This window comes from Xanthomonas rydalmerensis (assembly GCF_033170385.1).
GTDB lineage: Bacteria > Pseudomonadota > Gammaproteobacteria > Xanthomonadales > Xanthomonadaceae > Xanthomonas_A > Xanthomonas_A rydalmerensis.
Window position 1 is genome coordinate 3,512,697 of sequence record NZ_CP126170.1, and the last position, 11,992, is coordinate 3,524,688.

At 69.1% G+C, this 11,992-nt stretch carries 10 protein-coding genes; 4 read left to right on the plus strand and 6 right to left on the minus strand.

The window, feature by feature from the left end; all coding sequences use genetic code 11:
* Positions 1-391: 391 nt before the first annotated feature.
* Together QN245_RS14725 and QN245_RS14730 are read left to right on the plus strand one after the other, a co-directional pair.
* On the plus strand, positions 392-1,792 hold the full coding sequence (locus QN245_RS14725; RefSeq protein WP_184449150.1) for a trypsin-like serine peptidase: 1,401 nt from the start codon (positions 392-394) through the stop codon (positions 1,790-1,792).
* A gap of 135 nt (positions 1,793-1,927) precedes the next feature.
* Positions 1,928-2,098, plus strand: a complete 171-nt coding sequence (locus QN245_RS14730) for a hypothetical protein (RefSeq protein WP_167087466.1) — start codon at positions 1,928-1,930, stop codon at positions 2,096-2,098.
* A 106-nt stretch (positions 2,099-2,204) separates the two neighbouring features.
* On the opposite strand, the gene QN245_RS14735 is transcribed toward QN245_RS14730, so the two are convergent.
* From QN245_RS14735 to QN245_RS14745, 3 genes are all read right to left on the minus strand, one after another.
* The gene (locus QN245_RS14735; protein WP_160948036.1) at positions 2,205-2,378 is read right to left on the minus strand and encodes a DUF1328 family protein; all 174 of its coding nucleotides are present in this window, start codon (positions 2,376-2,378) and stop codon (positions 2,205-2,207) included.
* Between the two features lie 163 nt (positions 2,379-2,541).
* Complete coding sequence (locus QN245_RS14740; RefSeq protein WP_184449149.1) at positions 2,542-3,117, minus strand: glycoside hydrolase family 108 protein; 576 nt, start codon at positions 3,115-3,117, stop codon at positions 2,542-2,544.
* Between the two features lie 106 nt (positions 3,118-3,223).
* Entirely contained in the window at positions 3,224-4,195 is a 972-nt protein-coding gene (locus QN245_RS14745; RefSeq protein WP_167087462.1) for a lipase family protein, read from the minus strand.
* A 328-nt stretch (positions 4,196-4,523) separates the two neighbouring features.
* On the opposite strand from QN245_RS14745, the gene QN245_RS14750 reads away from it, so the two are divergent.
* The gene (locus QN245_RS14750) at positions 4,524-5,012 is read left to right on the plus strand and encodes a pyridoxamine 5'-phosphate oxidase family protein (RefSeq protein ID WP_167087460.1); all 489 of its coding nucleotides are present in this window, start codon (positions 4,524-4,526) and stop codon (positions 5,010-5,012) included.
* A 55-nt stretch (positions 5,013-5,067) separates the two neighbouring features.
* Here QN245_RS14750 and QN245_RS14755 read toward each other — a convergent pair whose 3' ends face one another.
* The 3 genes from QN245_RS14755 to QN245_RS14765 all read right to left on the minus strand — a co-directional run bounded on the left by QN245_RS14755 (position 5,068) and on the right by QN245_RS14765 (position 11,256).
* Positions 5,068-6,363: a M50 family metallopeptidase gene (locus QN245_RS14755; protein ID WP_317843521.1), complete on the minus strand. Its 1,296-nt coding sequence runs from the start codon at positions 6,361-6,363 to the stop codon at positions 5,068-5,070.
* 9 nt (positions 6,364-6,372) lie between these two features.
* The gene (locus QN245_RS14760) at positions 6,373-7,401 is read right to left on the minus strand and encodes an HDOD domain-containing protein (protein WP_317843522.1); all 1,029 of its coding nucleotides are present in this window, start codon (positions 7,399-7,401) and stop codon (positions 6,373-6,375) included.
* Positions 7,402-7,662: 261 nt separating this feature from the next.
* The gene (locus QN245_RS14765; RefSeq protein WP_317843523.1) at positions 7,663-11,256 is read right to left on the minus strand and encodes a methylmalonyl-CoA mutase family protein; all 3,594 of its coding nucleotides are present in this window, start codon (positions 11,254-11,256) and stop codon (positions 7,663-7,665) included.
* Positions 11,257-11,463: 207 nt separating this feature from the next.
* On the opposite strand from QN245_RS14765, the gene QN245_RS14770 reads away from it, so the two are divergent.
* Positions 11,464-11,781: a hypothetical protein gene (locus tag QN245_RS14770; protein ID WP_317843524.1), complete on the plus strand. Its 318-nt coding sequence runs from the start codon at positions 11,464-11,466 to the stop codon at positions 11,779-11,781.
* The last annotated feature ends 211 nt before the right edge of the window (positions 11,782-11,992 follow it).

Below are 11,992 nucleotides of genomic sequence, written 5' to 3' on the forward strand. Positions count from 1 at the left end.
ACATCCGGGCCTGTTTCATACGGCTTGGCCGGACGTCTCAGCGGCGGGTGACCGGACCGAAACAACATCGCCGGGCAGCGGTGTCGACGCGTCGATCAGGCCGCCCACGCACCCTGCGTTGATGTCACGCCTAGCCGATGTGCAGCGCCGTGCGCCCGCTCTGCAGCGCCCATGAGCCATGCCGATGCAGCACGGCGACCCCGTAGTTCTCTCGCGCCATCACACGCAATGTGAGCAGCTGTCTACGAAACCGGCCGCCCGAGCGTGACGTCTGGCACGCAATCATCGTGGCGTCGCCCGTAGCCTCGGCAGGCACCCTGAACTCGGGTGCAATGAATGGCATCCGGTCCCCTGCCGGATGGTCTCGTCCCTCTTCGCAGAAGGAAGATCGATGAATCGCAAGCACGCGTTGTATGTGGCGTTGCTCGCCGGCATTGCCGGCATGTCCCCCGTCGCCATGGCTGCCACTCCCCCAGCAGCCGAGATGGACTCCGCCCCGGTCGAAGCACGCCCGGATGCCGCCGCGCTCGGTGGCGCGGAACTGCGCAGCCTTCCCCCGGGCAGTGCGCATGCACCGCGCCTGATCGAACTGGCCGCGCCCGACAGCAGCAAGGCCGCAGCGATGAAGCAGGCGCGCGGACAGCAGGTCAAGAACGGCCAGCCGCTGCAGATCGGCTTTTCCCGCGACGTCGCCAAGCCCGACATCAACCTGCGCCGGCTGAAGTGGCAGACCCTTCCCAACGGCGCGCAGGTCACCAGTTTCGAAATCGCCTCGACCAATGCGCAGGCGCTGCGCGCGGCGCTGCAACTCAGCGGCAGCGGCGCCCAGCCCGGCGATCCGCGCAAGGCGACGCTGCGCTTCGCTGGCGAGGACGGCCGCGTGTTCCAGCAGAGCGGCGCCGATTTCGCCGGCAGCCAGCCCGGCTGGTCGGCGGTGATCGCCGGCGCGCGCATGGTGGTGGAGATCGAACTGCCGGCGGGCCAGTATCCGCAGGGCTTCGCGCTGAAGATCCCGCAGCTGTCGCACCTGGACATCAGCCCGGTCGCCAGCGACACGATGATGCGGCCGATGATCGGCGAGAGCGATTCATGCGAGCGCGACATCGTCTGCCGCGCCAATCCGAGCTCGGGCTTCACCTCGGCGGCCAAGTCGGTGGCGCGCATGACCTTCACCAGTGGCGGCAGCACCTACCTGTGCACCGGCACTCTGCTCAACAACAGCAACTCGCCGAAGAAAGCGATGTTCTGGACCGCGGCGCACTGCATCAGCACCCAGACCGTGGCCAACACGCTGCAGACCTACTGGTTCTACGACGCCACCACCTGCGGCGGCTCCACGGTCAATTCCAACTACACCACGCTCGGCGGCGGTGCCTACCTGCGCTACGCCAACACCACCCGCGACACCTCGTTGCTTGAGCTCAAGAGCGCCCCGCCCAGCGGCGCCTTCTATGCGGGCTGGAGCAGTTCGGCGATCGGCTCGACCGGCACCGCGATCGAAGGCATCCACCACCCGGCCGGCGACGTCAAGAAGTACTCGCTGGGCAAGGTCACCGCCCTGTCCACCTCCACCGACGGCAAGTCGCCGCTGTACCGCGTGCAGTGGAGCACCGGCGTCACCGAGGGCGGCTCGTCCGGCTCCGGCCTGTTCACCGTCAGCAGCAACGGCACCTACCAGTTGCGCGGTGGCCTGTATGGCGGCACCTCGTACTGCAGCGCGCCCAGCGATCCCGACTACTACTCGCGCTTCGCCGACGTGTACTCGTCGATCCAGCAGTATCTGAGCCCGTAAGCCAAGGTCCGGGAGGGCCGTACTCCCGCACCTGCGCCTAGGACAGGCCGTCTCACACGGGCGGCCTGTCCGTTTCGCACGCCGATGGCGTACACCGGCTACACTCGACGCATTCCCCTCACCGGCAGATGCGCATTGGCCAAGCCCAACTACTCCTTCGAAAAACGTCAGCGCGAGCTGGCCAAGAAGAAACAGCAGGAAGAAAAGGAAGCACGCAAGCGCGAAGCGCGCGCCGCGGCGGCCAAGCCTGCCTCCGACGACGACACCGCTGCTCCGAACGCGACAGACACCGCCAGCGACGCCTAGGCCTAAAGCGGCGCAGCAGGCTCCTGCTGACCGCCGGAGCACCGACGTCTACCGGCACCCTGTCTCGCGACGCACCCGCCTCGACGCGACATGCCCGGTGCTGCGCTCAGCTGACCTTCTTGGCCAGCATGGTGCCCAGCACGAACAGCACCAGGGCGATGGCGATGCCGGCCCAGAACAGGAACTTGGCGACGCCCATCGCCGCGCCCGCCACGCCGCTGAAGCCGAGCGCGCCGGCGATGAGTCCGATGATGGCGATGATGATGGCCCACTTGATCATGATGCGGTCTTCCCGAAACGAGGACAGGTGCACGCCGTGACGGCGTGCGGTGACGCCGGCCCAGGGCCGACGCTCGTCCGGGAGACTAGCCAGCGCGACATGCGCAGGCGGTGAAACGCGGATACACGCGCCGTGCACGCATGGCACGGCGCGGGACCGACGCTCAGGCGGTGCCGGTCTGCGCCGGCGCCGCCCCATCCGCCGGCAGGTTCGCCGGGAACCATTCCGCGCGGCGCAGCCAGCCGGCGAGGAACTTGGCGTCGACCGGACGCTCTGCCACCACGCGCTGGTAGTAGTCGATGCGCTGCTGCCGATACTGCGCATACACCTGCGCCGTATCGGCGCTGGCCAGGGCCGCCAGGGTGGTCGGCCCCATCTCCCCATCGATCACCAAGTCCGTCGCGCCCAGTTGCTGCAGGATGCGCTGCAACAGCTTGATCGCCACGTCGCCGGCGTTGACGTAGAAATCGAACACGAGTTCGGCCAGGGGTTGCGAGGCGATCTGGTCGGCGCCGATCCTGTCCCAGTATTCGTGCTGGTAGATCGTCGCAGCCTGCTCGACGGTCAGCGCGCGCAACGCCTGCAGGGTCGGCGCCTCGCCGAGCAGTGTCTGCGCGCAGCGCTGGAACGTGGCCAGGGTGATGCCGTAATTGGTGGCACCGCCCGGATCGTCAGGATCGTCGACGAAGCCGCCTTCGAACCGCAGCAGCTGCGGGAGATACAGGTCGAACGAGGCCATGGCCAACTCCTTGCGATCGATGGGCATTCCCGGCAGCGTGGCACACCCGACGGCGCCATGCAGTGCGCTGAGGCACGCGGGGCGCGCCGCCAGGCGGCGCAGGCGCTCATGGCGTGGCTGCCTGTGGCGTCGGCGCGCCGTCCGGAAAGCCCAGCGCCTGCTCGGCCGCACGCGCGGTCAGCGCCATGTCCGCCCAGGCCGGATGCGGCGTGGTGGGCGGGATCTGGCTGCGCATCAGCCGCTGCGGATCGGTCTGGTCGGCAAAGGTGCCGCTCCAGGCCTGCGGCGTCTGCCACAGCGCATGCTGCAACACGACCTGCATGTTGGCGATGGAGTGCCGTGGCAACAGATGCGGGAACCAGGCGCCGTTGACGTCGTAGGCGGTCCGGAACGCCTGCCCCACCGGCGCATAGCCGAACGTGGACGGCGGCAGCGACGGCACGTAGTCCCAGTAGTTGTAGCAGCGCGTGCTGTCGGCTGCAGGAATATGCGCGGCATAGACCTGCTCCCAGCTCGCGTCGCCGACCATCGGGCTGCAGAAATTGATGTTGCGACTGGGCAGCGCCGGCCGGCTCAGCGCCAGGTCCAGCGAGAACAACTGGCTCAACGCGCCGCCCAGGCTGTGCCCGGTGACGTAGACCTGGGTCGGCGCGAAGTGCTCCAGCAGGGCGAACAACTGCTCGCGCATCGAGGCGCGCATGGCGCCGCCCCTGGCGTTGTAGATGCCGTAGAACCCGGCCGACACCTGCGGCGCCGGCGTGGCCGTGCCAGCGGCGGGGACGAAGGCGGTAGTGGAGAAGTCCAGGTCCTCGTAGATGTCCAGGTCCGAATCGGTGCCGCGGAACGCGAACAGATAGGTGCCGGCGGCGACCGTGGAGCGAAACAACAGGCCGAACAGCTCCTCGCTACCGCCCAGCGGATCGCCGTCCCAGCCGGACCAGCGGGCGACCAAGCGGTAGTCGGACGGCGCCGACACCGGCTTGCCTTCGTAGGCCGCGTAGGCGGCGATGCTGGCGGCGGCCATCGCCAGGGTCAGTTGCGGCGGCAACAGCGGTTGCGTCGCGGGAATCGCACTCATCGGCAAACATCCTGTCGGGCGGCGCGGCGTGCGCCGCGGAAGCCGGCACACGCTTTCCCTGCGGAACCGTGGTCCGTCCGCCACGCGGCGGCGGCCATCGGGCGATGACCGCATCGGGCGGAGCGTGCGGTTTGATAGCACTGCCGATCACGGTGGTGCCTGGATGCGCATCGCAGCGCGCATCGCCACCGCTGTATTTGTCTACAGTGCTCTGCATGCGGGCGTGCACGCACCGCCTGTGCACGCCGCTTGCACCCTTCCGTCACGGACCGCGCGCGCGCCTCCCGGCACAGTGCACGCGGGCACTGTCGCCCGCTCGGAGATCCGCATGGCCAGCCCGCAGGAACTGGAAGAGAAATTCTGGAAGGCATTGAAGTCCGACCGCACCGTGATGCTGGGCCTGGACGGCGTCGAGGATGGCCACGCCCGCCCGATGACCGCACAGTTCGAGGGCGACAGCGGCGGCCCGATCTGGTTCTTCACCTCCAAGGACAACGCGCTGGTGCAGAAGCTGGCGCAGAGCCAGCGGGTGATCGCCGCGTTCAGCGCCAAGGGCCACGATCTGTTCGCCAGCATCAGCGGCACGCTCAGTGTCGACAACGACCAGGCCGTGATCGAGCGCCTGTGGAACGGCTATGTCGCAGCGTGGTACGAAGAGGGCAAGGAAGATCCCAAGCTGGCATTGCTGCGCCTGGATCCGGATCACGCGCAGATCTGGCTCAACGGCTCCAGCCTGATGGCCGGCATCAAGGTGTTGTTCGGCATCGACCCCAAGCGCGACTACCAGGACAAGGTCGCCGACGTGCCGCTGCGCTGAGCGGCACGCTGGGCACTGCACGCCAGCCGGCCGCATGCCGGCTGGCCATGCACGATCAGGGACGCGAGGTCGGCGGCAGCCGCTGACGGATCGCCTCGCGCAGCACGCGTTCGCATTGCCGGGTGGCGGCATCCACGTCGTTCTCGGCCAATGCCTCCGCGCGCGCCAATGCCGCCAACGCGGCGCCCGCGTCGCCACGCTGCGCCGCCATCAGCGCCTGGCAGCGCGGACGCAACGCCGGACTCGTCCAATCGATCTCTGCATTCAGTGACGCATCCAGGGGATCGGCCTGGTCGGCGCCGGCCATGGCACGCGAGAACGCGAGTTCGCAGCGCAACAGCGCGACCAGGGTGTGCCAGGCTTCGGCGACCGGCGCAGGCAGCGTCGCGACCTGCTCTTCGAAAACCGGCTGCAGCGCAGCGATCTGCGCCCACTCGCCACGGATCTGCATGGCTTTCAGCGTGAACCAGACATAGAAAAACCAGCCGTCGCCGTCCGCGAGCAGAGCCAGGCGGTGTGCCGGCAGCTTGTCCGCGGTGACGCCGCGCAGCGAGAGGCCATTGAGTTCGGCCAGCACCTCGGCCAGGGCGTCCGGATCGCGCCGCCGTGCATGCTTCAGCAACTTCAGGCCGTCGCTGCCGCCGAGCGCGCTCTGCAACGGCACCAGATTGCCCAACCCGACTGCCAGATTGAACACGGCTGCGCCGATGCAGAACGCGCCACTGCTGCTGCCCAGCCCCAGGCGCCATGCCAGGAATCCGCATCCGGCCGCCACCAGCAGGTTGGCCAGCGGACCTCCGGCGATCAGCACCAGATACTGCCGGCGCACTGCCGCATACGGGTTCGGCACCGCCAGCACGACACCCGTGTTGTCGCCTTGCCGCGTGCGTTGCCAGCGGACCCGCCAGCCGCGGCGCCGCGCAAGCAGGTGCAGTGGGCCGACCCGCACCATGGACACGGTCATGCCGACCGCGCGCGCCGCCAACGCGTGTCCGCCTTCGTGGATCGCAATCGTGGCGAACACCGCCAGCGGGAAGATCAGCAGCATCGCCAGAAAGGGCGCCAGCGCCGACGTGACCACGTGCGCCAGGGCCATGCAGCCGGCGACCATCGCCAGGTTGCCGACAATGATCAGGACAAGGCGCACACCTTTGAGCACGGCGTCGAGCCAGGGCGGTGCGGCCCATGCGGTGCGCGTTTGGTCGATGGCGCTCATCCGCGTCCACCCCGTTGGAGCGCGCCTCGCCCCGCCTCGCGCAGCACCCCACTGCGATCGCGCCCTGCCCCGCACCGCTGCTGGCGCGATCTGCCAAGTCCTTGCACGGTTCGCCGGCGCCGTCCGATCGCCCACGCGCCGCGACTAGCGGTGATAGCGCACCGCCAACTGCGCGGCCGCCGCGGCGCGCTGCCGGCGCAGGGCAAGGCCGAGCGGACTCATGGTCGCCACCTCGGCATCGCCCGCCTGCTCTTCCAAGGCCCGCTGCACCCGCGGCGACAGCCCCCAGTCCGCAGAGATGGCCTTGGCGCAGTGCGCCGACCAGGCTTCCAGCATCTCGGTCATCGCCGCCGGTGTGGGCGTTGCCTCGGCGTGGCGCGCGTGGACATCGCGCAGCACCTGCACCACCGAGACCGCGCCCAGCCCGCACAGCAGCGCCAGCAACTGCGCGGCGTTCGCATCGTCGCGATCGGGCACCTGGGCGGCGGCGTGCGCCGACAGCAGGGTGTGTTCCCACAGCACCGCCGCACAGCGGCCGAAGACGCTGCCGTCGTCGACGATCACCGGCTGCAGCAGCGCCGCCAGCACGATCTGGCGCAGGCCCTCGGTGCCGAGCAGGGCCACCGCCCGCTCCAGGTTCTCGATCGGCTCGGGATGGCGGCGGTAGACGACGCTGTTGGCGATGCGCAGCAGGTTGCCGGCCAGCGCCGGGTCCTGGCCCAGGATCGTGGCGATGGAATGCGCGCCGGCGGCCGGATCGTTGATCGCACGGGTGAGCTGCGGCAGCAGGTGCGGACGCCGTGGCGTGTAGCGCGGATGCGCGTCGATGCGCGCCAGCACCACGGCGGCATCGGCCATGACCGCCGGCGCGGCCGCCGCCGCTGCGTGCACCGGCCGGCCAGCGAACGCCAGCTCGCACAGGCTCGCCAGGATCGCGGCGTCCGGCACCGGATCCAGGCCGATCAGCGCCGGGTCGGCGAAGGGGTCGAGGCCCGGTTCCGCTGCGGCATCAGGCGCGGCCGGCGCGGCGCGTGCAGGCGCTGCCGGCGCCTCGGGCAGGTCGGCATCCTCGGCGACGGCATCCGCCTCCGCCGCATCGCCACGGCCACGGCGCCACCACCACCAGAGTCCCGCCCCCAGCACCAGCGCACCCGCGCTGATGGCAATCCACATGATCGGCACGATCGTCGTCATCCGCAAAACATCGCCAGGTCCCCGCGCCCAGCCACCGGTGCGCACCCACGTGGCACGCAACGCCATTCAAGCATGCCGCGCCGATTCGTGCGCGGCGGTACCGACCTGCGGCCGCAGGCACCCGCTGTGCGGGTGTCCTGCGCCGATCCGCGCGCGCGCATCGACACGCCGCGTCGCGGCGCCCATGTCACCCATCGCACCATGCAAGCGCCATGCCGGCAGCGCCCGACGCCGCGACGGCTACATGTTGCGCCGATACTCGCCGCCGACCTCGTACAGCGCGTGGCTGATCTGACCCAGGCTATGGGTCTTCACCGCCTCCATCAGCGCCGCGAACACGTTGCGGCGCTCGCGCGCGGTGCGTTGCAGCGCGCCCAGGCCGGCGCCGTCCGCGGCCAGCGCCAGCGCGTTGCGGCGCTGCTGCCAGTCGCGCACGTTGCCGATCTGCTGGTCCTTTTCCTGTTCGGTGGAGCGGATCAGCTCGATCTCGGTGGCGGTCTCGCCGGCGCGCTCCTTGGGCAGGAACGTGTTGACCCCGACCAACGGCAGGCTGCCGTCATGCTTCTTGTGTTCGTAGTACAGGCTCTCTTCCTGGATCTTGCCGCGCTGGTACATGGTGTCCATCGCGCCGAGCACGCCGCCGCGCTCGCTGATCGCCTCGAACTCCTTGTACACCGCCTCTTCGACCAGGTCGGTAAGCTGCTCGACGATGAAGCTGCCCTGCCAGGGGTTCTCACAGAAGTTCAGCCCCAGCTCCTTGTTGATGATCATCTGGATCGCCACCGCACGGCGCACGCTCTCCTCGGTCGGCGTGGTGATCGCCTCGTCGTAGGCGTTGGTGTGCAGGCTGTTGCAATTGTCGAACAGCGCGTACAGCGCCTGCAGCGTGGTGCGGATGTCGTTGAACTGGATCTCCTGCGCGTGCAGCGAGCGGCCCGAGGTCTGGATGTGGTACTTCATCATCTGGCTGCGCTCGTTGCCGCCGTAGCGCTCGCGCATCGCCCGCGCCCAGATCCGCCGTGCCACCCGGCCGATCACCGTGTATTCCGGGTCCATGCCGTTGCTGAAGAAGAAGCTCAGGTTCGGCGCGAAATCGTCGATGTGCATGCCGCGCGCCAGGTAGTACTCGACGATGGTGAAGCCATTGCTGAGGGTGAAGGCGAGCTGGCTGATCGGGTTCGCCCCGGCCTCGGCGATGTGATAGCCGGAGATCGACACCGAGTAGAAATTACGCACCTTCTGCTCGACGAAGTACTGCTGGATGTCGCCCATCATGCGCAGTGCGAATTCGGTGCTGAAGATGCAGGTGTTCTGCGCCTGGTCCTCCTTGAGGATGTCGGCCTGCACCGTGCCGCGCACGCTGGACAGGGTCTGCGCCTTGATCTGCGCATAGGTCGGCGCATCCACCAACTGCTCGCCGCTGACCCCGAGCAGGGCCAGGCCGAGGCCGTCGTTGCCCGGCGGCAGCTCGCCGTGATAGCGCGGGCGTTCGCGGCCTTCGAACAGCCGCGCCAGGGTCTGCTCGGCCTGCGCCCAGCGCTGCGCGTCGGCCTTGAGGTACTTCTCCACCTGCTGGTCGATGGCGGTGTTCATGAACATCGCCAGGATCATCGGCGCCGGGCCGTTGATGGTCATCGACACGCTGGTGGTCGGCGCGCACAGGTCGAAGCCGGAGTAGAGCTTCTTCATATCGTCCAGGGTCGGGATATTGACCCCGGAGTTGCCGATCTTGCCGTAGATGTCCGGACGCGGCGCCGGGTCCTCGCCGTACAGGGTGACGCTGTCGAAGGCGGTGGACAGGCGCGCGGCCGGCTGGCCGACGCTCAGATAGTGGAAGCGCCGGTTGGTGCGCTCGGGCGTGCCCTCGCCGGCGAACATGCGAATCGGATCCTCGCCGGTGCGCCGGTACGGGTACACGCCGCCGGTGTACGGATAGCTGCCGGGCAGGTTCTCCTTGCCGAGGAAGGTCAGCAGTTCGCCCCAGCTCTTGTAGCGCGGCGCGGCGATCTTCGGAATGGACTGATGGCTCAGCGACTGCCGGTAGTTCTCCACCCGGATCGGCTTGCCGCGCACCGCGTACTCGGTGACCGGATCGGTGATCGACTTCAGCCGTTGCGGCCACTCGCGCAGCAGCTTCAGCGACTCGTTGGACAGCGACTGCAAGGCATCGTTGTAGCGCTGGCGCAGCAACAGCAGGCTGGCGTCGACGGCGGCAGCGGAGGCCTCGGCGGACGTGCGCGGCGCCGGCAGCAGGTCCTGCGCCGCGTACAGTTCCAGTTGCGCCGGCAACTGCGGATCCTGCAGTTCGTGCAAAGCCTGCCAGAACGCCTGCGCACGGTCGGCCGCTTCGGCCTGGCGCAGCACGCCGGCATTGAGGGCGCGACCCTGCTCGGCGATCTCGGCCAGGTAGCGCACGCGCGCACCGGGAATCAGCACGGTGGCGCGCGGCTCCTTCAGCGTGGTGTCGAGCTGCGGGCGGAAATCGCAGTGCGCCTGCGCACCGGGCGAGCCTGCAGCGGCCTCGGTCTGCGCATCGAGCTTCTCGCGCAACAGGCGGCACAGATTGACGAACATCCAGCTCACGCCCGGATCGTTGAACTGGCTGGCGATGGTGGGATATACCGGGACCGCCTCGTCCTCCAGCTGGAACGCCGCGCGGTTGCGCCGCCACTGCTTGCGCACGTCGCGCAACGCATCCTCGGCGCCACGCCGGTCGTACTTGTTCAGCACCACCAGTTCGGCGAAGTCGAGCATGTCGATCTTCTCCAGCTGGCTCGGCGCACCATAGTCGCTGGTCATCACGTACACCGGGAAATCGACCAGATCGACGATCTCCGAATCGCTCTGGCCGATGCCGGCGGTCTCCACGATCACCAGGTCGTAGCCGATACCCTTCAGCAGCGCGATGCAGTCCTTCAGCACGCGATTGGTGGCGGCGTGCTGGCGCCGCGTGGCCATCGAGCGCATGTACACGCGCGGGCTGCGCAGCGCGTTCATGCGGATGCGGTCGCCGAGCAGCGCGCCGCCGGTGCGGCGTCGGCTCGGGTCCACCGACACCACCGCGATGCGCATCTGCGGGAAGCTGGCCAGGAAGCGGTTGAGCAGTTCGTCGGTGACCGAGGACTTGCCGGCGCCACCGGTGCCGGTCAGGCCGAGTACGGGCGCTGCGCGCCCGCTGCGGGACCCGGGACCCGGGACCCGGGACTCGGAAGGGCGAGGCAGGCCGGCTTGCCACTGCTTGCGCAGCAGAGCCAGTTCGGCCTCGGAGAACACGCCGTCTTCAATGGCCGACAGCATCCTGCCGATGCCGATCTCGTCGTCGATGCTGGGAATCGAGGTGCCGGCTTGTTCCGGGTCCCGGGTCCCGGGTCCCGCGTCCCGTGCGCGCCCGGCGCGCGCCACCACGTCCTCGATCATCTCCACCAGGCCCATCTTCATGCCGTCGTTGGGGTGGTAGATGCGCTCCACGCCGTAGGCCTGCAGCTCGGCGATTTCCTCGGGGGTGATGGTGCCGCCACCGCCGCCGAACACCCGCACATGGCCGGCGCCGCGCTCGCGCAGCATGTCCACCATGTACTTGAAGTACTCCACGTGGCCGCCCTGGTAGGACGACAGCGCGATCGCATCGGCATCCTCGTGCAGCGCCGCGCGCACCACGTCCTCGACGCTGCGGTTGTGGCCGAGATGGATCACCTCGGCGCCCTGCGCCTGGATCAGGCGGCGCATGATGTTGATCGCCGCATCGTGGCCGTCGAACAGGCTGGCGGCGGTGACGAAACGCAAGGGACTGGCGTCCGTCTGCGGCAACGGAACGCGGGACGCGGGAAGGCTCATCGTGCGCACATCGAAAAGAGAATGCCGCGATTCTAGGCGCGCAGCGCGACACGGGCAGGTTGCGCTGCAGCATGCGCGTCCACGCCGCGTGCCGCCGCGCCCGCCTATCCGGCGGATGAATAGGCTCTCCCGAGCGCGTCAACACCTCCCCGGGCCGCGGCGTTTCCTCCCGCGTCGGCACCCCGCCGATGCCTTCGGAGAAATCGCATGTTCGCTCGTCCCTTGTTGCTGGCCTCCCTGCTCGGCGGCGCGCTCGCCGGCGGCATGGCCGTCGCGCCCGCGCAGGCGCGCGAGGTGGTGGAACTGTCGGTCCGCGCCGCGCCGCCGCCGCCGCGGGTGGAACGGGTGGTGGTGCGTCCCGGCTATGTCTGGATGCCCGGCTACTGGCAGTGGAACGGGTACCACCACGTCTGGGTCGCCGGCCGCTATGTGGTGGAACGGCCGGGCTACGTCTACGTCGGCCCGCGCTGGGAGCACTACGGCCCCGCCTATCGCTTCCACGCCGGGTACTGGGTCCGCCGCTGATGCATCGCCCCACAGCGCCGCGCGTGACCGCCATGCTGGCGGCGCGCGCGGCTGCGTGCCCACCGATGCATGGCCGCCGGCCCGCATGGCGTACCGCGACACACGCGGTGCCGGCGTTCGGCCGCTGCCCGCTGCGCAGCTGCGAAGAGACTTCAGCCCCGGCGCCGACTGTCAGACGTCGGGGCTGAAGCCCCTCCCACAATGCAATCGC